Annotated in this window: 19 protein-coding genes; 8 read left to right on the forward strand and 11 right to left on the reverse strand. The window is 54.9% G+C overall.

From position 1 onward, the window contains the following. A complete protein-coding gene (locus P9H32_RS08550) occupies window positions 1-390 on the forward strand; it encodes a hypothetical protein (RefSeq protein WP_322608478.1) in 390 nt (129 codons plus the stop codon). Here the strand turns inward: P9H32_RS08550 and P9H32_RS08555 are convergent. The 7 genes from P9H32_RS08555 to P9H32_RS08585 all read right to left on the reverse strand — a co-directional run bounded on the left by P9H32_RS08555 (window position 387) and on the right by P9H32_RS08585 (window position 10,491). Then, window positions 387-728: a hypothetical protein gene (locus tag P9H32_RS08555; protein ID WP_322608479.1), complete on the reverse strand. Its 342-nt coding sequence runs from the start codon at window positions 726-728 to the stop codon at window positions 387-389. The genes P9H32_RS08550 and P9H32_RS08555 overlap by 4 nt on opposite strands. Continuing rightward, entirely contained in the window at window positions 725-1,255 is a 531-nt protein-coding gene (locus tag P9H32_RS08560; RefSeq protein WP_322608480.1) for a dihydrofolate reductase family protein, read from the reverse strand. The genes P9H32_RS08555 and P9H32_RS08560 overlap by 4 nt, the downstream gene beginning before the upstream one ends. A gap of 76 nt (window positions 1,256-1,331) precedes the next feature. Continuing rightward, window positions 1,332-3,104, reverse strand: coding sequence for a hypothetical protein (locus tag P9H32_RS08565; protein WP_322608481.1), 1,773 nt, complete (start codon window positions 3,102-3,104; stop codon window positions 1,332-1,334). A gap of 154 nt (window positions 3,105-3,258) precedes the next feature. Beyond that, the gene (locus P9H32_RS08570) at window positions 3,259-4,257 is read right to left on the reverse strand and encodes a hypothetical protein (protein WP_322608482.1); all 999 of its coding nucleotides are present in this window, start codon (window positions 4,255-4,257) and stop codon (window positions 3,259-3,261) included. A 272-nt stretch (window positions 4,258-4,529) separates the two neighbouring features. Next, a complete protein-coding gene (locus P9H32_RS08575; RefSeq protein ID WP_322608483.1) occupies window positions 4,530-5,825 on the reverse strand; it encodes an NCS2 family permease in 1,296 nt (431 codons plus the stop codon). 19 nt (window positions 5,826-5,844) lie between these two features. Next, window positions 5,845-6,600 carry an outer membrane protein OmpK gene (locus tag P9H32_RS08580; protein WP_322608484.1) on the reverse strand — a complete coding sequence of 252 codons (756 nt, stop codon included), beginning with the start codon at window positions 6,598-6,600 and terminating at the stop codon, window positions 5,845-5,847. A 555-nt stretch (window positions 6,601-7,155) separates the two neighbouring features. Continuing rightward, window positions 7,156-10,491, reverse strand: a complete 3,336-nt coding sequence (locus P9H32_RS08585; RefSeq protein ID WP_322608485.1) for a beta-ketoacyl-ACP synthase 3 — start codon at window positions 10,489-10,491, stop codon at window positions 7,156-7,158. Between the two features lie 131 nt (window positions 10,492-10,622). Here P9H32_RS08585 and ptsP point away from each other — a divergent pair, with 131 nt between their 5' ends. The 3 genes from ptsP (at window position 10,623) to P9H32_RS08600 (ending at window position 15,013) form a co-directional block, all read left to right on the forward strand. Beyond that, on the forward strand, window positions 10,623-12,902 hold the full coding sequence (gene ptsP, locus P9H32_RS08590; protein ID WP_322608486.1) for a phosphoenolpyruvate--protein phosphotransferase: 2,280 nt from the start codon (window positions 10,623-10,625) through the stop codon (window positions 12,900-12,902). 408 nt (window positions 12,903-13,310) lie between these two features. Continuing rightward, window positions 13,311-14,654: an ammonium transporter gene (locus tag P9H32_RS08595; RefSeq protein WP_322608487.1), complete on the forward strand. Its 1,344-nt coding sequence runs from the start codon at window positions 13,311-13,313 to the stop codon at window positions 14,652-14,654. 17 nt (window positions 14,655-14,671) lie between these two features. After that, the gene (locus P9H32_RS08600) at window positions 14,672-15,013 is read left to right on the forward strand and encodes a P-II family nitrogen regulator (RefSeq protein WP_322608488.1); all 342 of its coding nucleotides are present in this window, start codon (window positions 14,672-14,674) and stop codon (window positions 15,011-15,013) included. Window positions 15,014-15,112: 99 nt separating this feature from the next. Here the strand turns inward: P9H32_RS08600 and P9H32_RS08605 are convergent, their stop codons facing one another. Continuing rightward, on the reverse strand, window positions 15,113-17,380 hold the full coding sequence (locus tag P9H32_RS08605) for an IPT/TIG domain-containing protein (protein ID WP_322608489.1): 2,268 nt from the start codon (window positions 17,378-17,380) through the stop codon (window positions 15,113-15,115). Window positions 17,381-17,527: 147 nt separating this feature from the next. Further along, complete coding sequence (gene ilvY / locus P9H32_RS08610) at window positions 17,528-18,427, reverse strand: HTH-type transcriptional activator IlvY (RefSeq protein ID WP_322608490.1); 900 nt, start codon at window positions 18,425-18,427, stop codon at window positions 17,528-17,530. Between the two features lie 152 nt (window positions 18,428-18,579). On the opposite strand from ilvY, the gene ilvC reads away from it, so the two are divergent. The 4 genes from ilvC (at window position 18,580) to P9H32_RS08630 (ending at window position 23,888) form a co-directional block, all read left to right on the forward strand. Next, entirely contained in the window at window positions 18,580-20,052 is a 1,473-nt protein-coding gene (gene ilvC, locus P9H32_RS08615; protein WP_322608491.1) for a ketol-acid reductoisomerase, read from the forward strand. A gap of 190 nt (window positions 20,053-20,242) precedes the next feature. After that, window positions 20,243-22,933 carry a DEAD/DEAH box helicase family protein gene (locus P9H32_RS08620; protein WP_322608492.1) on the forward strand — a complete coding sequence of 897 codons (2,691 nt, stop codon included), beginning with the start codon at window positions 20,243-20,245 and terminating at the stop codon, window positions 22,931-22,933. 74 nt (window positions 22,934-23,007) lie between these two features. Then, window positions 23,008-23,355, forward strand: coding sequence for an arsenate reductase family protein (locus P9H32_RS08625; RefSeq protein ID WP_322608493.1), 348 nt, complete (start codon window positions 23,008-23,010; stop codon window positions 23,353-23,355). A gap of 311 nt (window positions 23,356-23,666) precedes the next feature. After that, a complete protein-coding gene (locus P9H32_RS08630) occupies window positions 23,667-23,888 on the forward strand; it encodes a Nif11-like leader peptide family natural product precursor (RefSeq protein ID WP_322608494.1) in 222 nt (73 codons plus the stop codon). A gap of 59 nt (window positions 23,889-23,947) precedes the next feature. Here P9H32_RS08630 and P9H32_RS08635 read toward each other — a convergent pair whose 3' ends face one another. Together P9H32_RS08635 and P9H32_RS08640 are read right to left on the reverse strand one after the other, a co-directional pair. Further along, complete coding sequence (locus P9H32_RS08635; RefSeq protein WP_322608495.1) at window positions 23,948-24,415, reverse strand: peroxiredoxin; 468 nt, start codon at window positions 24,413-24,415, stop codon at window positions 23,948-23,950. Between the two features lie 230 nt (window positions 24,416-24,645). Then, window positions 24,646-24,867, reverse strand: coding sequence for a DUF3820 family protein (locus P9H32_RS08640; protein ID WP_322608496.1), 222 nt, complete (start codon window positions 24,865-24,867; stop codon window positions 24,646-24,648). Window positions 24,868-24,875: the final 8 nt, after the last annotated feature.

Genomic DNA, 24,875 nt, shown 5'->3' on the forward strand with positions numbered 1-24,875 from the left:
ATGAAAAGATTAATTACAATGACCGCGGCCGGGTTGCTCGTGCTGGCCGGATGCTCAACGTTCGGCCCGGGACAGGCCGGTGTGGAAATCCAATCGAGCAAAGACGTCCTGATCACGAATGTTCATATCGATCAGATGGAAGGCGGTGTGATGGTTCATGGGTCGCTGCGGCCGAAGAATAATTCCGTGACGCGGGTCGGGCACGTGGACGTTGAATTTATCCGGGCCGACGGCGAGGTGCTGCAGATGGTGAAGGCGGATACGAATACGGATCAGTTTTCGCGCAAGAGCGCCCGGCGCCCGACCTTCAGCGCCACCGCGGAAATCGAGGGCTTCGCATCGGTCCGGCTGGAGCACCATCCCGATACCCTGCAGCAATGCGACCTCTAAACGTCCAGGACCTGGAAAACCGCTTCGGCGGTTGTCCGGTTGATCGAGACGAGCACGGTGACGTGCTCGTTCTGCTCGCTCTCGACGGTGGGGTCGCCGGCGCACGCGCAGCCCGGCGTTAAGGATTCATAAAAGAGCCCCGCCTTCACCCGGATAAAATCTGCGTCGGCCGATTGGCGGATGATCATCACCTCGACGGAGTCTGTAAGCGAAAAACTGCCAGCGGCCAGCCCCTGCTGCAGGGGCAGGGCATTTCCAAGGGTTGGAAGTTCGGCCTTGAAGACCGCTTCAAATTCCGGGGTGCCCCAGGCGTTGCGTGATTGTTCCAAACGGGTCATCGGCTGCGCCGGTAGTGGGTTTTAACAATGCCGTTTTTGAAGGCCTCGTTTTTCACGAGGTCGAAGCGTTTCGCCTCGTCGAGTTTTCCAAACAGTGGAAGGCCTGCGCCGAGCACGACCGGGATGCGGGAAAGGATCAGCTCATCCACGAGGTCCTCGCGCATAAAGCTCTGAACGGTCTGCCCGCCGTCGATGTAGAGATTTTTAAACCACCGGTCGTTGAGGTCGTTCACAATGGCGCGAAGATCGCCGCTCACCAGTTCCACTTTGCCTTCGAGATGTTCCGGAATCCCGGTGAGGGTGGAGGAGAGCACAAAAACCGGTTTGGGATAGGGCCAGGTTCCGAAGGTCAGCACCTTTTCAAACGTATGGCGGCCCATCACCAGCGCATCGATTTTCTTCATGAATCTGCCGAACCCGAAGTCGGACTTTCCAGGGTTTGGAAAATTCATAAGCCAGTCCAGCTCCCCGTCCGGCCCGGCAATATAGCCGTCCAGACTGGTCGCGATGTAAACGAAGTTGGCCATGCGTGCGCTCTTTTTTTGACGGGATGAACAGGAGCTTCAGCCTTTAATCTGAATCCCGTTCATCCCGTGGTCCGGTTTAAAACAGTTTCTTGAATTTATCCTTCAGATCCTTGGCTTCGTCGGAATCGAGGGCTTTGTCGAGCTGCTTTGCGGCTTCCTTTTTGACTTCTTCCTTGGCCTTGGCTTTGGCGGCATCGAGGGCGGCGTCTTTCAGGTTGTCGTCGAGTTCGACCTTCACCTTCGGCAGGGCGAGCGAGCCGTAGAGTCTGCCGGGCACGTCGATGTTTTTCAGATTGTTGACGATGTCGTTATTGGTTTTGAGCTCACGCACGGTGAGGGTGAACGGCACATCGAGGGTTTTAGAGGAGAAGGTGCCGCCGGCTGAAATATCGGCGAGGCCTTTTTCTAGCTTCAGGTCATCGCCGGTTTTGACCGCTTTGGCCAGATCGACGTTCTTGAAGCTCGCGGAGATTTCGTGCGGGGCCGCCGGATCTTCAAAATGCAGGACGGTTTTGAGGGCCGGTTCTTCGGAGTCCATGGGAATCATGGCGATCGAGGTGGGCACACCGTTGAGCTCCGGATGGCTGGAGAGTTCCGAACCCTCGATTTTATGCGCGGGATAGCTGTCGGAAAATTCGACCTGATCGATTTCGAGGCTGCGGATGGTCCACTCGGGGCGGTCGGTTACGAGGTCGGCGCGCGCTTTGAGATAGCCCACTCTTTTGGCATCGGCCAGTGCGCGGTCCTTGGACGGTTCCGGCTTTTCGCCTTTGGCCTCGGCTTCCGCATTTTCCTGGCGTTTCTCGAGGTAGTCCTGAATTTTGCGGCCATACTCTTTATATTTGGCCGCCTGAGCCAGATAGTCGTCGAGGGATTTTCCGTCTTCGGCATCCGGTTTTTCTTCTTCCGCGGCGTCCGCTTCGTCTTTCACCTTCTCAAACACCTTGCCGGGCGATGCACGCTCGACGTCGGTTTTCAGCACGGAGCCGGCGAGCCGGTCGACGGTGTAGGTGCGGCGGAGCAGGTCGCTCACGCTGAGGTCGGCTGAAAGCTGTTCAATCTGAACGAGGTTATGCGTGGGCTTGTCGGGATCGGTGACCTGGAGATTGACCACCTCCAGCTTGCCGCTGCCCATGGAAAAGTGTGCGTCCTCCACATTGACCTCGGCCCCGGTGCCGGAGGAAATGGCCGTTTCGAGGCCTTTTTTCAGGAGGCTGTCGACCAGCAGGAATTCCAGCAGCAGGCCGATCACCAGCACCACAGCCACGAGGATGATGCCGGACTTCCGGACCAGCGTGGATTCTTTGGCCAGAACATCGGCCGTGGAGATTTTCTGTTTACCGAAGGCGAGCCACATCAGGAATCGGGAAAACCTGTTGCCGACGGCTTTACCGACTTTTTCGTGCTCGCCGGCTTTCACCATCTGCTCGCGGACCTTGGTGACGGTGCCGGCCATAAATTTGCCGAAGAGCAGGCCGATAATGATGGAGAAAGGCAGGGACCCGATCATGGCGTAGACATCCAGATCCATCAGTGCCGTCACCGGCGCATTGGCCAGTTTGGCAAACAGGCCTTCGAGGCCGACCTTGTGGATAAGGAAAAAGCCGGTGTGGAAGGTGACCACGGAGATCAGCAGCGAGAGGATTTTACCGAGGGCCACCCCCAGCATCGCGAAACCGATGTTCGCATTCAGCAGCAGGGTAATCAGGATCATCAGCCCCAGCGTCAGGCCGGCGACCGGATTGAATCCGATCAGCACCCCGCAGAGTGTGCCCAGAAAGATCTCTCTGCTGCCCGCTCCGCCGCGCAGCATTTTTCCAATTTTACGTATAATCTTAAAAGGTAACATCGCTACATCCTCTCCTTGAAGTTTTGAACGGTCAGGATAATTCTTTACCTGCACTCCGGTCAATTGGTTTCGATGACGATGCCGTTGAACAGATGGTGGGGGGCGATGTGTTGTGCGGAGGGTGCAGGCAGCGGGCCGGGGACCCGGTCTGCGGTTATTCGGTTTCGATAACGATGCCTTTAAACATGTGGCGGGCGGTGGTGATGTTGGAAAGGTCGGGGTTGATTTTGCCGTCGGCGCCTGAGATATGCCCGTGTCCGGTGAGTTCGGCGAGTACCACGGATGCTTCCGGGTTCAGTTCGGCGGTATAGATCAGCGAGGGCTGGCCGTTGGGGTTTTTCAGGTAAACGGGATCATCCGTGATGTTTTCTTTATTGAAGTACTCGTTGTCATCAAAGGATTTGTTCACTTCAACCCGCAGTTTCAGGTTCTGCTTTTCGGGATATCTGGAATGCAGCGAAAAACTGGTGAGCGGGGTGGCGGCGGAGAGGCCGTCGACCACGGCGGAGCCGGCATCGGGCATAAACAGGCCATCGGCCGATTTTATCCCGCGGGCATGGCTCCAGGCCGGCAGAGCTCCGGGCCGCCGGTTTTTGCCGCCGCTGTAGTTTCCGGTGGCTGATTTCCCGGAAACGTAAAGCGTTTCGAGATAGCTTCCGTCGGCATCCTCCAGCCAGACGGCGATCTGCGGAATGGAGGTGATCACCCGGCCGTCGGGCGCTGTTCTTTTCGTCATATATTCCGGTCCGGCCCGGAAGTCGATGGTGATGGCCCGGCCGGCGGCTTCCGACTTGGTGGTGATGACATATTCGGTTTTCTTGCGGATTTCATCCTGCTGACGCAGTGTTTTTCCGAAGCCTACAATCTGTTTAAAGGGGAAGAGGGAATAGGCGATCCCGACCATATAAACGGCGACCACGCCCAGCAGCACCGGCAGCAGAAATCGGGTTTTCTTTTTGGTGGCGTAGTTTTTCAGGGGTTTGAAGTTGTTGAAAATATGAAAGAGCGCCAGCACCAGAAATGAAAAACTGAAGATCACGTGGAAGGCGGAGAGGCGCTGGTTATATTTCCATAGGTAGCTCAATACGCCGGTGACGGCCATTCCGATAAACATCAGTGCGATAAACAGCGATACCAGCGCTCTTGATTTCATATAACCTCTTCCTTTTACGGTGCCGAACAGCAGTTGCGTCTGGCTGCGATTTATAAACGCATTCAGACGCAGGGTTATTTTATTCGTTCGAAATTAAAGCCGGATATTGTTCCGCTCGCGGGATTAAGGCTTGTTGGCATAACTCAGGTAACGGTTCCGGTTGGGGGCGTTACCTCCCTCTCCGCCATGGCGCGCAGTGCCGGCATTTTTTTCCGGGCGAGCTGCTGTTCGGCTTCTCCGAGTGCCCGCACTACGCGCTCTGTCAGTGCTGATTAATGCGGTATACTCACGAACAGGTTAATGGCGGAGAGCAGCCCGACGACCCACATAACCGGTGAGATCTTTTTGAAGTCGCCGCAGCAGACGGCAATCAGAATATAGGAAAGAAATCCGACGGTCAGTCCGGTGGCGATGCTGAAAGTCAGCGGCATCAGGATCATGGTCAGGAAGGAAGGCACGGCCACCTTCAGGTCGGAAAAATCGATTTCCCTGATGTTACGGAACATATAAACGCCGACGATGATCAGGGCCGGAGCTGTTGCAAAGGCCGGGACAATTCCAATGACCGGAGCCAGGAAAAGGGCCAGCAGGAACAGGGCTCCGGTCACAACAGATGCGAGGCCCGTGCGTGCTCCGTCACCGATACCGGAAGCGGATTCGATGTAGGTTGTTGTGGTGGAGGTGCCGAGCAGAGAGCCGGCAATGGTTGCCACGGCGTCGGCTTCGAGCACTTTATCGATTTTCTGAATGGTGCCGTCGGGTTCGACATAGCCCGCTTCGTAGGAGCAGGCCACGATGGTGCCGATGGAGTCGAACAGGTCGACAAACATGAAGGAGAAAATGGCCCCGATGAGACCCCATTGCAGGGCGGCCAGGATGTCGAGTTTAAAGGCGATCGGCGCTATGCTTGGCGGGGTGGAAACCAGCTTTTCGGGAAGGCTGACTTCGCCGAACAGGGCACCGACCACGGTTGCAAAGACGATGCCGATCAGAATGCCGCCTTTGATTTTCCGGGCTTCGAGTACGGTAATGAGCAGCAACGCAACCAGGCCGATCAGCACCGGTTTGGTCAGCGGGCCGATGGAAACCAGCGTGGCCGGGTTATCGACAATCAGCCCGAGATTTTTCATGCCGATAAAAGTGATGAACAGGCCGATGCCGGCTGCGGTTGCGATCCGCAGCCCAACCGGAATAGCGGTGACCACTTTTTCCCGGATTCCGACCACGGTCAGAACGAGGAAGGCGATGCCGGAAATAAAGACCACGCCGAGCGCGGTCTGCCAATCCAGCCCCTGGCCCATCACCAGTGTGTAGGTAAAAAAGGCGTTGAGCCCCATTCCCGGGGCCATGGCAAACGGAACGTTTGCCCAGAGGCCGACGAGAAAGGTGCCGAGCGCCGCCGCCAGACAGGTGACGGTGATCAGGGCGGGTTTATCCATGCCGGCTGCACTCAGAATCATAGGATTCACGAAGATGATGTAGGCCATGGTCAGGAAGGTGGTTACCCCCCCGATGATTTCGGTTTTTGCATCCGTACCGTGTTCTTTGAGTTTAAAAAAGCCGGTCATGGTGTTCTCCCGTTAGGAATTAGAAGTGCGATTTCACGAGCAGGCTGATGGCGCTTTGGTCGGAATTGAATCCATATTTATTGGACCAGTAGTCGTATTCAACACCTACGTTCAGACGGTTCGGGTTCCAATCCCAAATGGTACCGACATCAAACTTGATCTGCGGGCAGAAGTGCAGGTTGCTGTTATAGGCGCCATCGTCATTAATAACCCAGTCCATGAAGCCGTCGCAGATGAACGAGGACTTGCCAACCGGAGTGGAATATTTCCAGACGGCAGTCAGCTGTACGGATTCGCCGTTGTCGCCTTTAAGGTCGAAGCGCTGGTAAAGGTTGAGCTGAAAATAGTCAAAGGCAGGGACGTCGAGGTCGACACCGGCACCCACAAGCATGTTATGCCCATATTTATCTCCGTTAACCCTGCGACCGTATTCATAGCAGGTAGCGACATACCAATCTTTAATAAATGAAACGGAGAGGTCTTCGCCGGTCATTTTGTTGAAACTGAAGCGCGGCGCAATTTCACCATAGTAGGACGCTTCATCTCCGAAAAAAGTTTCGTCGCCGTTGAAATAGATAAAGTCATTGAACCAGAAAAAGTCGCCGTATTTCCAGCCGTTGGCATGTTCGATGGTCAGCGTGGTCTGGTCATCCGGATCCGCTTCAAAGCCGGTACCTTCCAGTACCGTCAGACTGGTATCGGTCCATTGAATAAAATCCCCGCCGAAAGCGAGGGATGTTGTGCATGCCAATATGGCAAACAGTGTGCGTTTCATGTACTTGCCCCTTAGTTTGTAGCGGCCAAATATAAAATTTTATGCCGCATAGTTCAGTTAACGCGGCTAAACATATGCTCATCATAAGGCTCCGCCAAAGCACATAGTAAAAAATATTATCAGGGGATAATAGCATAGGAATTTGCGTGATTTTGTAACTTATTAAATTACTGTCATACTTTAATAAAAATGTGTGTGCACGGGTTTTGCGAACGGGTCAATCAGGGGGATGCTATGAAGCGGCGGGCTAAAGAATCTTGTTTTGGATTACAGGTTTATACCTTGAAAAGACGGGGTATCAGGGGAGAGGATCAAGATACGGTCGGGGAGTGGATGGAGAACGCGACGGAGATTGGTAACAGTCTGGGTTCCAATGGAGTCGCTATGTTTTACGCGGGGAATAAAAATCCGAATTTCCGGAACGGATAAAAAAGCCCTTAAGTTCCTCTTCCGGCACAGGAACGCTCCGAAAGGGCATTCTGGGCTCTTGATGCGCCAGCCTGTGCTCATGCGCGAAACCATCCGTTTAATCCGGCTCTTCCGACGCAGGAGAAGCTAGGCCTTTTCCACTACGGCCGCACCGAAGGTGAAACCGCCGCCAAAAGCGGTCAGGCCGACCTTGGCATCTTTTCCAAGGGTTGGAGCCAGTTCGCATAGGGCAATCGGAATCGTATTCGACGAGGTGTTGCCATATTTCCGGATGTGGTTGAACATTTTTTCCGGCGGGAATTTGATCGTTTTCCGGATGGCTTCGATGATGCGCTCGTTCGCCTGATGCGGCACGACTTTATCGAGAGCTTCCAGTGGAATGCCGCGTTCCTGGCAGGCGCTGTCGAGCACATCGATCATTTTGCGCACAGCCAGTTTAAAGACGGTGAGACCTTCCATTTCAATGACTTCGCCGCTGCCCATGTTCGGCACATAAAGCACTTTCTGATCCACGCCGGTGGCGGAGAGGAACGGGCGGTTGAGTTTCACCTCAATATTGCCGGGGCGTTTTTCGCAGCTTACCAGCGAAGCGGTGGCGGCATCGCCGAAAAGGGCCATGGTTTTCTGATCATCCATATTGACCATCGGCGAAAGGGTTTCGGCGGTAATGACGATCACCTTTTTATCCGGTGCATTGGTCAGGAAATCAAAAGCGGATTGCAGGCCATACATGTAGCCCGAGCAGGCGGCATTCACATCGTGCGCCTGCATCAGCACTTCTCCTTTTGCCGGGCTGAGTGCATGCAGCACCTGACAGGCGAGTGACGGCGTCATGGTTTTTGGGGTGCCGGTGGAGCAAATGATGGCACCGATATCGGAAAGGGTAAGATGTTCCGTTTCCAGCAGCTGGCGGGTGGCACTCACCGCGAGGCTGAGGACATCTTCGTCGCCGTCGATCCAGTAGCGTTCTTCAATGCCGGTCCGTTTACGGATAGCATCGGAATCCCATTCGTGACGGCCCTGCAGCAGTTCTTCGTTTGTGATGTGACGGGAACCGAACACTTTGGTGATATTTGAAATATAAATGGTTTTTTGTTCGCGGGCTGGATGAACCGGGGCCGCATTCACGGTGGCCGAACCTGTACGTCGCCGTTCCATCACCGGTGTGCCCGGATCTTCTTTGGTGACCGGCTTGAGCTGGGCCGCTTCATCCGAGGCGATACGCAGCATCGGTGTTCCGACGGTCAGGGTATCGCCTTCTTGAACGAGCACTTCTGAGATTTTACCGGAAACCGGTGCGGAGATATCCATAGAGGCTTTGTCGGCCTCGACCGAAGCAATCAGGTCGCCTTCTTTGATTTCTTCGCCTGTTGTAACCAGCAGGTCGGCCACGGTGATGGTTTCATCGGATGGACTGGAGCCGATGGCTTTTACGGTAATGATGCCGGCTTCATCTTCAATGGGTTTATTCCAGTGAATATCGATTTCGAGCATTTCACAGCATTTTTCGAGCGTGCGTTTGAAGGACGGCAACACCTCGATCTGGCAGGCGAAATCATAGGGAATATAGGTATCGGGGCGGGTGACGCGGGCCACCTGAACATCGGCACCGGCTTTTTCCGCAATTTCGGCGGCGACTTCGGCGCCCATACCCGAGGTTTTATTGTCTTCGTGAACAACGACCAGTTTTCCGGTTTTTCTGGCGGAAGCGAGAACGGTTTCTTCGTCCCACGGGAAGATCGTGCGCAGGTCAATCACTTCGGCATTGATACCGACTTCTTTTAATGCTTCGGCAGTGCGTTCGATCACCGGCATGGAGCCGCCCCAGCTCACGAGCGTGATATCCTGACCGACGCGGGTTACACGGGCTTTCCCGATGGGAACATAGTGTTCATCGATGTCGACCGACGTTGTGTTCGAGCGGTCGTTAATCAGACTCTTCGGGAAAAGGAAAACGGACGGTCGTCCGGATTCAGCAATGGCATTCAGCAGTCCGGCGGCATCGGCGGCGGTGGAGGGCATAAAGACATCCACACCGGGTATGTGAGCGCAGATCGATTCCATGGTCTGGGCATGATACGGGCCGAGGCCCGGACGGTATCCGCCGGAAATGGACATGATCAGAACGGGAGATTCCCATTGGCCGTTGGTGCGCCAGTACATGGCTCCGATTTCGGAAAGAATGTGGTTATAGGCCACCGGCATAAAGTCGGCAAACTGCATGAAAGCCACTGGTTTTCCGCCCGCAAGGGCCTGTCCGGTGGAAACGCCGAGAATCGTGTTTTCCGCCAGCGCCGCATTGTTTACCTGCTGCGGAAAGTTCTGGGAAAGGCCGCGGGTCAGTCCGAAGACATCGCCTTTCGGATCTTCAATGTCCTGCCCGAGCAGGGTGGTTTTCCGATCCTTGGAAAGTCGGTTTTTCAGCGCTTCGCGCATGGCTTCGAGCATGCTGAGAGTTCGGTTTTCTTCAGTTCCGCGATATTCATTCCGCGGTTCCGGAAGCGGTTTTTTGGCGGAAAATTCGGCCTTGGGCGCGGTTCCGCCGCGTGCGGTGTGGAAAGCGGCATCCACCTGGGCCTTCACATCGTCTTCAACGGCTTTGACGGTTGCGGCATCCGCCCCGTTGGCCAGCAGGTAGTCGCGGAGTCCGGCACAGGGATCGGCATTTTCCATGGCGGCCTGAAGTTCGGCCTCTGAGCGGTAAACGGATTGATCGTCGGCGTTCGTGTGGCTTTCAAGCCGTTCAACGTTCAGAACGACAATCTGCGGGCCGCGGGTTTGCCGTAGATTGGAAACGACGCTGCCGAATTTTTCATATGTGGTAATGGCGTCGGCGCCGTCGATCCGCTGAATCGGAAGGCCGAGGAACGAATCAGATTCTCCGTCGGGCAGGGAATAGAAGGTGTTGCCTTTGGTCGGAGTGGAGAGGGCAAAGCGGTTGTCTTCAATCAGAAAGAGCACCGGCAGATTGGCCCGGACGGCTTCTGCGACGGCTTCATAGAAGTCGCCCTGCTGGGTGGCCCCGTCACCGACGGAAACAAGTACAAAGGGGTTGTCCGCGTCGTTTTTGATGACGGATGCGGCTCCGACCGCCTGCAGGACATTGCTGCCGACGAGCGTCGGGGTGCTCATGATATTCAACGCGGGATCGCTGGGAAATGCGGGCATGCGGCGGCCGGCGGCATTGGATTCCGCTTTCGAGAAGAGACCGTAAAAGACGGTTTCATACGAAACCCCGCGGGCGTAAGCCAGTGCACGATCGCGATAGTGCAGGTGCAGCCAGTCGCTTTCGATCATGTGCGGTGCCAGTGCGGCGGAGGCCTCGTGACCGGAGGAGGGGATGTAAAAAAAGACTTCGCCCCGCTGGGCGGCAGCGGACTGAAGTTGGTCCGTATAGCGGGAGGCCACCATTGGGCGATAGAGTTTGAGCAGTTGTTCGACAGAGGGTGTGTTCTTTTTCATGGCTTTTCCAATTGAAGGAAAATATTACGAAAGGGTCCGGGTGTGGGCGAGGGCTAAATTGCATTATCTCTAAACTTTGACTATCGGCATTCTGCCGGATATGTTCCCTTTTTAAGAAATAATTTAAGCCTATGATGAAAAAGAGAAATGTAGATCTGGTTTGCGACATTGCGGAGTTGATATCGCTGGCTGAAGGGGGGCGTGACCGCCGGGAGCTGTTGCAGCAGGTGGTGACGTCTGTGGCGTCGCATATGCAGGCGGACGTCTGTTCGATCTATATTTATGACGAAGAGGACAAGGAGCTCACATTGCGGGCGACCCAGGGACTCGACGAGCGGGCCATCGGCGCGGTGAAGTTGAAGCTGGGTGAGGGGATTACGGGCCGGGCGGTTCGGGAACTTCGTCCGATTTGTGTCGGAACCGCTTCCCGGAGTGATTCCTACAAATTTTTCCCCGGTATACACGAAGAGGACTATGAGGCCTTTCTGGCGGTTCCGATTCTGCGCGGTTTGCGCCGTATCGGTGCGTTGGTGGTGCAGGCGGATGAGGCCAACTATTTCACACCGAATGATGTAAAGGCCCTCCGGGCGATTGCCGCTCAGTTGGCAACGATGATTGAAAACGTGCAGTTGTTGAGTGAAGCGCGCTTGGAAGCTGCTGCATCGGAAACGGCTGCGCCGAAAAAGGTGATTAGTGAATCGTTGATTAAAGGGCGGTCGGCGAGCACAGGAACGGCGCGCGGGAAAGCCTTTACACTGGATTCGGCAAATAGTGAATCGTGTGTTCTTCCTGATCCCGATGCAAAACCGCATTCACTGGAGGATTTTGAGCGGGCGGTTGAAAAAACGGCGGAACAGATCGATCGGCTTCAGCGTCAGACCAGTGAGGAATTGGCCGATGTGGCTGTGCTCATTTTCAGCGCCCATCTGCTCATTCTGGAAGATGATCAGTTTTCCGGACGGATTAAGGGTTTGATTGAAGAGGGCTGTGAGGCTGTTAAGGCCATTGCCACTGTGGTCGATGAATATGTGGAAGTTTTTTCAAAGAGCAAAATGCCGCTTATCCGCGAAAAAGTGCTCGATGTTAAGGATCTGGGCAATCGTCTTACGCGAAATCTTCTGAATGAAGAAGCTGATACGGCAGATTATCAGGGACAGATCATCATTGCACATGAGCTGCTGCCGTCGGATATCCTGAAACTTTCGGCCGAAAATGTTGAAGGATTCATTGTCAGCAGCGGGGTGACCTCGCACAACGCCATTATTTCGCGGTCGCTGGGTATTCCGATGGTGGCTATCAGCCGGGAGCAGGCGGATGCTATTCCGGATGGCGAAGAGATGCTGATGGATGCGGAGCAGGGCATTATTTATCTGCATCCGGGTCCGGAGGTTTATGATAAATACCGCGATCTTGATCAGGCCTGGCGGGTGCTGCACGACGCGGCGGATATGAAGGAGGAAACGCGGACCCGATGTGGTCAGCGGATCAGTATTTTTGCCAACATTAATTTGTTGAGCGACCTCAAGCCTGCCCGTGAATTCAAGGCTGAGGGGGTAGGGCTTTATCGATCCGAATTCCCGTTCATTGTCCGGAATGACTTTCCTACAGAAGAAGAGCAATATGTGATTTATAAAAAGCTCGTTGATCAGATGGAGGGTCGGATGGTTACGTTCCGGACTCTGGATATCGGCGGCGATAAAATGCTCTCCTACTATTCAAACGTCAATGAAGCCAATCCGTTTCTGGGTATGCGGGCGATCCGTTTCTCGCTAGAGAATAAAGACATATTTTCTCAGCAGCTTCGGGCTTTTCTGCGGGCCGGCGCCGATGCCGACACGCGCATTATGTTTCCGCTGGTCTCTTCTGTGGACGACTTTATTGCCGCACGTGATATTGCCTATGAGTGTATGAGCAGTCTCGATGCCGAGGGTATTGCTTTTAATCCGGACACGAAGTTTGGTGTCATGATGGAGCTGCCTTCTGCCGTCGAGGTGGTGGATGAACTCGCGCAGGAAGCGGATTTTCTTTCGATTGGTTCAAACGACCTGATTCAGTATATGCTGGCGGTTGACCGGACCAACGAGATGGTTTCCAGCCTGTATCTCGCTCACCATCCGGCCATTCTGCGCGCGATCAACCGCATTGTGAGGGCCGGATTGAAGTATGAAAAAGATGTTTCCATTTGCGGCGACCTGTCGGCGGATCCGCGTATGCTGCCTTTCCTGTTGGGTGTCGGACTGAAAAAGTTCAGCATCGACAGTGTGAATGCGCCGACGCTCCAGCGTCTGGTGAATGAGCTCAATATGGAAGAAGCTGAAAAAATTGCCCGCACGATGCTGGCTTTGGGGCGGATCAGCGAGGTTGAGGCCTTTTTGCTTGAGCGCAATCTTGCGCCCGAATGCGAGGCCTGATTCGGCCCGGTTTTGCGCAGATGGTGCACCCCCTTCCGCTTATGATAGGCCCGGCCGGGTGAGGCGGCGGTATATGCGGGCCATTTCGCTCTGTTTTCCAATCGTTGGACAACCGAAGAAAGAGCGACCGCTGCCGGACTTTTCCATTGTTAATTCAAAATTGTTCGAATCAATCAGGGAAAGTTTTTTGCATGCACATTGATCGACATATATGTATCAAAATAAATATATGCAACATATCTGTTTTAATTAGTGATGTGTATATATTCAAAGGGTAATTTGTTATCCATTTGTATTCAGTTGTTTATGTGAACGTAATTTCAGTGGCATACCTTATGCAAAAGAGGAGCTTCGGTCGTGATGGCCGTTGGTAATATTTGAAATCAATTAATGATGAGGATGCTGAAAATGTTAAAACTGAAAAAATACGCGATGTTTGCTCTCGCGCTCTGTGCTTTGGCGGCCGTGCCCGTCATGGCTGATGAGGTGGCGGAAGTGACGGCGGCGGACGCCTTTGCGGCTGCTGATAATGCCCTTTTCACAGCGAACAATGTCTGGATGATGGTGGCCACATTCCTTGTGTTCATTATGCATCTGGGCTTCGCCATGGTCGAAACCGGCCTGACCCGGGCGAAAAACTCGGTGAATATTCTGTTCAAAAACACTGCGATTCCCGCGATTGGTCTGCTGACTTACGCGTTGATCGGTTTTAACCTGATGTATCCGGGTTTTGCGGAAGATTCCGCCGGTATTTTCGGGTTTGCCGGATTTGGTATTTCTTCCCCCGAAGGGGCGGCCGGTCTGATTGACTATGCGGGGGGCGGATACGCGTACTGGACCGACTTCCTGTTCCAGGGCATGTTTGCCGCAACAGCAGCCACCATTGTTTCCGGTGCGGTTGCCGGTCGTGTTAAACTCGGCCCGTTCCTGATTTTTTCGACTATTTATGTCGGCCTTGTTTATCCGTGGGTCGGTTCCTGGAAATGGGGCGGCGGCTGGCTGGACGGCATTGGATTCTATGATTTCGCCGGCTCGACACTGGTTCACTCTGTGGGTGGATGGGGCGCACTGGCCGGTATTATTCTGCTCGGACCGCGTCTGGGTAAATATGTGAATGGAAAAGTGAAGGCCATTCAGGGGCACAATATGCCGCTGCTGACCATCGGTGTATTCCTGCTGTGGCTCGGCTGGTTCGGGTTTAACGGCGGTTCGGTACTGTCGGCTGATCCGGGCCTCGTGTCCTACGTGCTCGTCACGACCTCACTTGCCGCAGCCGCCGGTATTATCGGCTCCATGGCAGCTTCCTGGACGTTGCAGAAACATCCGGACCTCACGATGGTTCTTAACGGCTGTCTGGCCGGTCTTGTGGGAATCACGGCGGGTGCGGATGTGCTTTCTGTTCCGTGGGCTGTTGTAGTTGGTCTGGTGTGCGGAGCGGTTGCTGTTGTTTCTGTCATGGTGTTTGACCGCTTCAAGTTGGATGACCCGGTCGGTGCCACCACCGTCCATCTGGTTTGCGGTATTCTCGGTACGCTGTTTGTGGCTCTCAGCCCTGAACATACCATTGTTCCGCAGCTGATCGGTATCGTGTCCTACGCTGTGGTCTGCTTCCCGGCGGCCTTTATACTGTTCCTGATTCTCAAGGTTACTGTCGGTATCCGCGTGAGCAAGGAAGAGGAAATGAAAGGGCTCGACCTTGGCGAGCACGGAATGGAAGCTTATCATGGGTTCCAGTTCTTCACGAACGTCTAATCTGAAAGGATACAGTCATGAAATTACTTATTGCATATATTCAGCCTGAAGCACTCAACGATGTGAAGCAGTCGCTTTACGACGCGGAGGTCTACAAAATGTCCGTAACCAACGCGATGGGTTGCGGTCAGCAGAAGGGCTATCACGAAACCTACCGCGGCGCGGACATCGAAGTGAACCTGCTCAAGAAGGTCCGCATCGAAATCGCCGTGAATGATGAATTTGTTGAATCCACCACCGATGCGATCATCAAAGGTGCGCGTACCGGGAATATCGGCGACGGAAAGATTTTCGTCCTCGACCTTCCGGAGTGCATTCGAATCCGCACCGGAGAGAAAGGCCCGGAGGCCGTGGGTTAGACCTGATTCTCTCTCCTCCCAGTGCCCTGAGTGGGGCACAAAGTGCCCGACCGTCGAGAGACGGGCGGGTATTTTTTTGGGGCATCACAGCTGCGGCCCTTATTCAGGTACGACGCGATAGAATCCTGTGGATGCCGCCGTTTCTGAGTCCTCAACCTGAGCGTTACTGCCATCGCCCCAGATCGACTCGAGGTTGAACCACGAACCGTCTTTCAGATTGGCGGATTTCTGCAGCTGGTAAGATGTATTACTCGTGGTCTGAACGCTGAAGGAATAGGTGCCGGATCCGGAATCGTAGGCTGGCGGAATGCTGATCGGTGGATAAACCACCGGTTCGTCGGGCGGACTGAGGGTGAAGTTGACCTCTTCAACCGTTGAGCCGGCTGTGACCGTTACGGCCGCCGCCACGGACTGGGTGTCTGCATTCGGGAACCACTGCGGCGGGATGGACGAGAACGAACCGGGGTTCCAGCGCAGGGTGTAGACGCCGGGCGGAATGCTCGGTGCGGTATAGTTGTCGGTCCAGCTCCAGATGTTTTCGGTGAAGAGCAGCGTGCCGGACGAGGCATCGTAAAACTCCAGCTCACCGCTGGCACCATGTCCCATCATGTCGCCGCCGAACTGCGCCACATGCCCTTTGATCATGCCGGTGTCCGGATTGTTCACGACCTGCAGCAGGCAGCCGTCGGATAAGGTTACTCCTCCAACGGTTGCGCTGCTTGAAAACATATAGGTTCCGGGGATAGCATCAGCTCCGATAGTGAAGTCATACGTATGGCTGCTGTTATCGCCGTTCAAATAGCTGTTGTGGGTTGCCACGCCGAGGTCGCCGATGCTGTAGGAATAGCCCGACATCGGGCCGGACGCGAGAAAGTAGAGCTGGTTGGTTTCCGTCGGATCGTTGCTCATCGGCGAGAATGAACAGGAGTGGGAGACCACGGCGGGATCGGCGGGCAGGGCGACCTGTACCGCGAAGGGATATTCACTGCCGTCCGGCAGGGCGGCCCGCACGGTGGTGCTGCCGTTAGCATGGGGCAGAAAATAGAGGCTGCCCCAGGGCGACGTTTCCTGAAACACCTCGATCAGCATCGGATTATCCGAGCTCCAGACCGGCCGCGGCACTTCATAGCTGATGTCGCCTCCGAGCGTGTCCGTAATAGTGGTCTGCATCGATGCCGGTGCACCCGAGGTAAAGGTATAACCGTCGAGTGAGACATCGCTGAAGTCGACTGCCGTGAGGGTGTCGACCGCCCGGATGTCGATGCTGAATTCGGCGGTTCGGTCGGTACTGGCGCCGTCCTGTCCGAGCACCGTAAAGGTGTGGACGCCCGGAGTGAGCCCGGTTGTGTCGAACGTCAGCAGCGAACCGCCGTCGGCCATCACCGGGTTGGGCGAAAGGACGGATCGTGCGGCTTGATTGGTTACGCTCAGCTGAATACCGGCGGCGGTCGAAAAACCGTTGCGGAAGGGGGTATGAATCCCGACCTGTACGGACTGTCCGGCCGTGGCGATGGTGCTGGCGGGCGAAACGTCCACCGTATAGTAGGGGCTGGTGACGGACAGTGTGCGCTTTTCGCAGGTACGCGTCCCGGCGGAATCGATCATGACGTTGCCCCCGGTGCATGCGGTGCCGATCAGGACGGTCACCTGATCCGGGGTCCACGATTGCACGGTCACCCCGTTGGTGGATCCGCCGATCAGGACTTCTCCGGCGGCGGATCCGAAACCGTGGCCGGTAATCGTCAGCGTTCCGCCGTGGGCGAGAGCGGCCGGCGTGATGCTGCCGAGCTGAGGTATCGGGCCGGGGGTCAGGGAGGATGAACTCAGACTGATGTTGTCCGCGCTGCTCCACGTATCATCAAGCAGGTCGATGGCCAGCTCGACGAGCCGGGCGGAGTCGGCCGGAAACGTATAGGATGTGCTGATTGTGGCCATCCCGCCTTCGGCAATGGCCGAATTGTCCGGATTGAGCGCAAGGGCCCGCTGCCGGGCTCCGCTGCTGTCGATGTATTCCAGATAGACCGCAACGGAGTTGCCGGGATTCTGAAACCAGTCGCTCCCCAGGTCGATCGACAGATCCACCGTCTGGCTTGCGATGCCGTCGACATTGAGGGGCTGGCTGATGACGGTTCCTCGATAGCCGAATACGGATGCGGGACTCAGACTGACGGTTCCGTCGGGATGCTCATAAGGTATCCAGGAGCCGAGTGCATCTTCGACGTTCCAGTTTTCCATTACGTTGTTGAAGTCGCCGTTATTGAGGAGTTCTGCTGTATGAGCGATCGTGGTCATAGCGACTGCTGCGGCGATAACCGCAGTGTTGATGTATTGCTTCCGGAGTGTCGATTGAGCATCGTGAGCTTTCATGACTTCCACCCTTCCTTGTTAGTTGCATTGAGCTCGAACAAGTATGACCCCACATCTTATCTTTGCCTGCAGGCACTATTCTAGAAGGGTGGTGTATGGGGTCAATCAAATACCCTTAAAATAGTACGGGTATATGGAAGGTGCTGTTCAGGGCTGAAGGGATTCCGCCAGCTCCCACATGGCGCGGACGGCGGGGTATTTCAGGTTGCGTTTGCTCGAAACCAGGCCGACCACGTAAGGCTTCAGATTCGGAGCATTCCGGAGAATGGAAACTTCATCGCGAAAAGGACTGCGCTCCAGAGCCAGTTTCGGAACCACGCCGATGCCGGTGCCGAGGCGGACCATGGCAATCAGCGCCTCGTTGCCTGAAACCTCCAGTGCAATATTGGGGGTAAGGCCGTTCGACCGGAACCATTCATCCAGCCGGTTACGCGCCGTCCCTGCCTGCGGAATCACCAGCGGTTCCTGTCCCCGGAACTTTCCAACCTTTGGAAATGCCGGGGTTCCGGGCTGAATGAAAACGAGCGGGGTTTCGGCCAGCGGCCTGAATTCCAGGCGCTGGAGTTTACGGTCGGGCCGTGCGGCGACGGCGAGATCAATTTCTCCGCTGTGCACCTGTTCGATCGCCCGTTCGGCCGCACCGGTTCGCAGGCCGAGATGAACATCCGGAAATTTTGCGCGGTAGGCTTCCAGCAGTTCCGGCAGCAGGCTGTAGACCGCGGTGATTGAGGCGTAGATGGAAATTGTTCCGGAAACGGATTCTTCCCGCGTCAGACCCTCGCGGAAATGGGTCCAGTCGTGTACCGCTTTCCGCGCATAATTAAGTAATTGGTTGCCGGCCTCCGTCAGTGCCACGCGGCGGTTGTCGCGCAGAAAGAGCGGCTGCCCGACCTCCTCTTCCAGACGCTGGATCGTGCGCGTCAGCGCCGACGGGCTGAGGTTGCACGCCTGGCTTGCCCGCCCGAAATGCAGCAGTTCTGCTGTCCGTATAAATGTTTCCAGTGCCTGAATATCCATGTGCGTGGGGATTGGGCCGGGAAGCGTCATTTCCAACCTTTGGAAAAGTACACTTTTATTCTTTAGGGCTCATCTTCCTGTGTTTCATTTTTCGCAATATAGTATTCACAATAATTCAATTTACGCAACATATAGATTCCGATAGGTTGCGCTCGATTTTAAACAACCAAGGAGATCAGACCATGGGTCAGAATTATTTCAACTCACTCAGCATGAAGCAGAAGCTCGAAGAGATCGGCACCTGCCGTTTTATGGATGCATCCGAATTCGCCAACGGCATCGATGCCGCTAAAGGTAAGAAAATCGTCATCGTCGGCTGTGGTGCACAGGGACTCAACCAGGGTTTGAATATGCGCGACAGCGGGCTCGACGTGTCTTACACGCTTCGTGCGGCGGCGATCGAAGAAAAGCGTCAGTCTTTCCTCAATGCTTCGGAAAACGGTTTCAAAGTCGGCACCTACGAAGAAATGCTGCCGAGCGCCGACATCGTGATGAATCTGGCGCCCGATAAACAGCACACCAATGTCTGCGAAACGGTTATCCCGCTGATGAAGGAAGGGGCCACGTTCTGCTACGCTCACGGATTCAACATTGTTGAAGAAGGCATGCAGATCCGTAAAGACCTGACGGTCATCATGGTTGCCCCGAAATCGCCGGGTTCTGAAGTGCGCGAAGAATACAAGCGCGGTTTCGGCGTTCCGACCCTCATCGCCTGTCACGTAGCCAACGACCCGCAGGGCGACGGCATGGAAACCGCAAAAGCGCTGGCTGTTGCGCAGGGCGGTCACCACGCCGGTGTGCTCGAATCCAATTTTGTGGCCGAAGTGAAATCCGACCTCATGGGCGAACAGACCATTCTCTGCGGTCTCCTGCAGGCCGGCTCTATCCTCTGCTACAACAAGATGATCGAAAAAGGAATCGAAGCGGGTTATGCCTCCAAGCTGATTCAGTACGGCTGGGAAACCATTACCGAAGGGCTGAAACAGGGCGGCATAACCAACATGATGGACCGTCTGTCCAACCCGGCGAAAATCAAAGCCTTCGATCTGGCCGACGACCTGAAACTGATCATGCGTCCGCTTTTTGAAAAGCATATGGACGACATCATCACCGGCGAATTTTCCCGCACCATGATGGAAGACTGGGCCAACGATGACATCAACCTGCTGACCTGGCGTAAAGAAACCGGTGAAACCGCATTTGAAAAAACACCGGCCGGCGATGTTGAAATTTCCGAGCAGGAATACTACGACAACGGCATCCTGATGGTGGCCATGGTGAAAGCCGGTGTTGAACTGGCCTTCGAAGCGATGGTTGAAGTCGGTATCAAACCGGAATCGGCCTACTACGAATCGCTGCACGAAACCCCGCTCATCGCGAACACGATTGCGCGTAAGAAGCTGTTCGAAATGAACCGCGTGATTTCCGATACCGCTGAATACGGCTGCTACCTGTTCTCCCATGCGTGCGTTCCGCTGCTGCAGGACTTCATGAAGGGCATCGAAACCGACGTCATCGGTAAAGGGCTCGACCTGAAAGACAATGCGGTCGACAACAAGACCCTCGTTGCAATCAATGCAGAGATCCGCTACCACGAAGTGGAAATTGTCGGTGAAGAACTGCGCGCCGCTATGGGCAATATGAAGTCGCTCTAATGTGACGACCATAAGGAGGGTCATCGTCCTCGATGACCGTGGATGCTGAGCACAGTGTCCCTCCAAATGTAAGACGCCTCTTCCGAACCGGAGGGGCGTTTTTGTTATCTCTAGATGGCGGCTCGCTTGGTGACTGACATTCCCTGATTCAGGGATTCCTGTTCGGGTTGGTTTTACCTAAAGTGGGACCATGGTTAAACGCAGACGCGCCCGGGCTGATGGAATGGACTTCACTGAGCTGAAGTTCCGCCATAGTTGGCGCCCCTATCAAAAGCGCGTGCTGGATGCGATGAATCATCATTTGAGCGATCAACGGCTGCATGTTGTGGCCGCCCCCGGCGCGGGCAAAACCGTATTGGGGCTCGAGACGTTCCGCCGTCTCGGGAAGCGTACCTTCATTCTGGCACCCACGCGCATTATTCGGGACCAATGGTTATTGCGATTGAAGGACTTCTGCGAAACGGATGATCCTTTGAGCCTCGACTGGGTCAGCAACCGGTTGGACGCCCCGGGCGTATTGACCTCCATTACCTATCAGGCGCTGCACGCCAAATCGCGCACGGAGGAAGCCGGTTCGGAAGAGCCTGCCGAAGAACCTTCCGAGCGAGTGGATGCCGCCTTTGTGATCGAAACCTTTAAACAGCATCAGGTGAAGGTCATCATTCTGGACGAAGCTCATCATCTACGCGCCGAATGGTGGAAGGTGCTCGACCAGGTATGCCGCGAAATTCCCGATCTGGTGTTGGTGGCGCTCACTGCAACACCGCCCTACGACTCGCAGGGTAAGGAGTGGCGACGCTATGAAGAGCTTTGCGGCCCGATTGATGAGGAGATTTCCGTTCCGGAACTGATCAAGGCAAAAACGCTCTGCCCGCATCAGGATTATATCTGGGCCGTGGAGGTGAGCCCCACGGAACGGCAGCGGATTAAGGCTTACGATACCCAGGTTAGAAAATTACTGCAGCATTTGATCGAGGATGACGCCTTCTGCTCCGCCACGTTCGCTCATCCGTGGCTGGATGACACCCCTGATCTAAAGGAGATCTATGCCGATCCCAAAGCAGCGCTGGCCCTGCTGGTTTTCCTGAAGCACAAAACCGGTGAGGGCTCGGCGGCACTTTGCGATGTTCTGGATCTCTCCGTCAAAGAAATCCCCGGCCTGACACGCGGTTGGTGGCAGACGTTGCTTGAGCACCTGCTGTTTGATAAATCGGTAAAATGGAACGAGGAGGCCGTCGCCTATTTTTCCGAACTGAAAAAGCGGCTGCGGTCGCTGGAGCTATTGCGAAAAAACGAGCTCTCGATTCTCCGGTCGCGGCGGCTCTCCCGCTCTCTGGCCTTGAGCGGGCATAAGGTGGATGGATGCCGGTCGATTCATAAGCTCGAGCTGAAACAACGGGGGGATGCCCTGCGTCAGGTCATTTTAACCGACTACATTCGCGACGAAGCACTGAATGCCGCGGACGCTTTGGGCACCACCACCCTCGGTGCCTGGCCTGTATTCCGCGAGCTCTGTTCCGTATCTCCGGTGGCCGACTCCATCGCGCTGCTGACTGGACGGCTGAGTATCCTGCACGAAAGCCTGGCTGCTCCGCTCCGGCAGTCCGAAGCAGGCGAAAAGCTATCCTGCGAACCGTTCGTGCCCCTGCCGGGATACGTCAAAGTCGGTGGCCCGCTGAATCTGTTAACCAATGCATTCACCGCGCTGCTGATCAGCGGCGACATCAAGACGTTGGTCGGCACCGGCGCACTGCTCGGGGAAGGCTGGGATGCCCCTGTCGTGAACTCGCTCATCCTGGCCAGCTCGGTGGGCACCTACATGCTCACCAACCAGATGCGGGGCCGCGCCATCCGGCTCGACCATGCCCATCCCGATAAGGTGAGCAGTATCTGGCATCTGGTGGCGCTCGATCTGAAAAGCCAAAGCGGCTATTCCGATCTCAACGATCTAAGCCGGCGGTTTGATACCTTTGTGGGCCTTTCAGAATCGGACTTAACAATTGAGAGCGGCTTCAAACGCATGAACGCCACCGGGTTCGACACCCTTCAGTACGGCATGCAGAACGTGGCTTGTTTTGCCAATAACCGGCAGATGCTCCGGCGCTATCTCCGGATCAACGAGGTGGCCGGCCGGTGGAAGGCGGCACTCGCCGTGGATGCGCGCGCCCGGGTGATTCCTTCCGTCGAAACCGATCCGCTTCCGCAGCTCCGGCAATTCCATCTACGCCATACCCTCGGGCACCTGATCTATCGTTTGCTAACCGTCCTCTCCTCTTTCTTTTGCTGGAGCGCCGTATTGGCTCGTCACCGGTTATCGGTATTTTTCGCCTGCCTGGGCATTGCTTCGGTCTGGATGCTGTGCACTCGTCTCAAAGAAACCTTTATGGCTCTTCGCATTGGGCTGCGCTATCTGCCGGTCGATGGCGCGCTGCGTCAAATCGGGAAGGCCCTCTGCCGGTCCCTGTGCGAAGCAGGGCTGATCGAAACCGGCTTCCGGCGGTTGCACGTCCGCTCCGTCCAGGCAGCTGACCACACCTACTATCTCTGCTTAAGCGGCGGCACCTACTACGAGTCATCCCTCTTTGCCGACAGCCTGGCCGAATTGCTCGGACCCATTGACAACCCGCGCTACCTCGTCATGCGGGAAGGCACCTTCCTCGGCTTCCGGCGCGCGGATTACCATGCCGTACCCGCCCGCCTTGCGGTAAAAAAAGAGCTGGCGGAAATTTTTTATCGGAACTGGGCCCGTTATGTCGGCCCCTCCGACCTGATCTACACCCGCAGCAAAGAAGGCCGAACCGAATTGCTCCATGCAAAAACCCATACCTTCACCCACGCCTTCCGGGAGGAAACCCGCCGTCTCGACCGGTGGCAGGCCTGAAGAGCATCCTGGATCCATCAGGTCCCTCTTCAAAGTCATTGACATCAATCTTACAATTCCGCTCCATACGGACTATGAAAATTTATACCTACAAAAAGTGCAGCACCTGTCGTAAAGCCACGAAATGGCTGGCGGAACAAAACATCGATTTTGAAGAAATTCCGATCCGCGAAACGCCGCCGAGCGTGGAGGAACTCCGGCAGATGCTGGAACAGGTCGGCGATCTGAAAAAACTGTTCAATACCTCGGGCATGGATTACCGATCGCTCGGAATGAAGGATAAACTGCCGACGATGAGCACGGAAGAAGCGTTGGAACTGCTCGCCTCCAATGGAAACCTGATCAAGCGTCCGTTCCTGCTGGCCGGGGATCAAGGGACGACCGGTTTTAAAGAAGATGTTTGGGAGGCGCTGCTGAAATAGCTCAAACTTCCAGCCTCTGGAAATATCTGCCGCCTCTCCCGAAAAGGAGGGGCGTTTTTGTTTGGATGTTCCAAAGGCTGGAAATTTTTGTCAGCGTTTTTGTTTTTTGCACAGCGGCAAGGGGTTGCACGTTCAGTCATTCGGTCATTCGACAGGGTCCGACAATTATTTCCGAAACGGCTGTTTGGTTCGGTTTTTGTAAGTTCTTGTGAATCAGTTGATTTGCCATCTTTTTCGAGGTGGCACACCTTGTGATATAGGAGGGTCACCTTTTAAGAGGACGTGTAACTGAAATCCAAGGAGAAAGACCCATGGCAAAAAAAGAAGCAGAACGTCTGCTCATCGATGGCGGTGAAAGTCGCAAAATGCGGTTGAAATACGATACGCTGGAACCGAAATCCGCTTTTGTGGCGGAAGCGAACACAGACGGATATGATTTTACGGAAGCTGAGTTCGATGAAGTGCTGCGCGAATCCGGCGATGATTTTGAATCATTCGGGAATCCGCGCAAGCGTGCCATTTGGTGGTATTAGTTTATTTGGACAGGATTAACAGGATGCTGTGCATCTTGTTAATTCTGCTAAACAGATTGCTAAAGGCTTTGGAGAAATTCCAGCACTTTGGCCGGATGGGCTTCGGCTTTGGTTACCTTTTTCCAGTGTTTGACGATTTTTCCTTTTTCATCAACGATTACGGTGGAGCGGATGCAGCCGATCGATTTTTTTCCGTAGAGCACCTTTTCGCCCCAGGCCCCGTATTTTTCCATCATTTCTGATTCCGGATCAGAAAGCAGGGTGAAGGGCAGATCAAATTTTTCAATAAACTTGTCGTGTGAGGCGAGGCTGTCTTTACTGACGCCGAGAACGACCGTATTCAAATCGCCGATTTCCTGATTTAAATCCCGGAATCCGCACGATTCCTTGGTGCATCCGGGGGTGTTGTCGCGCGGGTAGAAATAGATGACCACGCGTTTTCCGAGATAATCTTCAAGTGAATGTTTGTTTCCGTCGCTGCCTTCCAGTGTGAAGGCCGGCGCTTTTTTACCTTCGAGTGAATTCATACTCTTTCCTTTCGATTAAAAACTGGCCGTGAGTATAGGAGCGGAACGGTGCTATTGAAACCGGTAAGTTGGTTTTTCGGTGGAGAAACCGGCCTTTTTTATTCTACCGTGATATTCATACTGTATCCCGTCGGTATGTTGAATGAGGTTCTTACACGAATTGGAAACTGGGCATTATCTGGGGATTCTGGGCAGAGGGGGAAAAGAACCGGCGTCGCTGTACCGAGGTTTTACCGAAGCCGTTTGAACAGGTGCTCGAGGCCGTTGGCTTTGATGACGTAGACGGTTTCGAGCTGTTTCCCGAGTTTGCCGGCGGGAAAGCCCTTCTGCTTAAACCAGACGACATAGGGTTCGGGGAGATCGATTAGAAGGCGGCCTTTATATTTTCCGAACGGCATGCGGGCTTCGGCGAGTTCGAGAAAGGCTTCGGGATCGGGGGTCAGTTCTTCCATGGCGGCCG

It is taken from the genome of Pontiella agarivorans (assembly GCF_034531395.1).
Taxonomy (GTDB): domain Bacteria; phylum Verrucomicrobiota; class Kiritimatiellia; order Kiritimatiellales; family Pontiellaceae; genus Pontiella; species Pontiella agarivorans.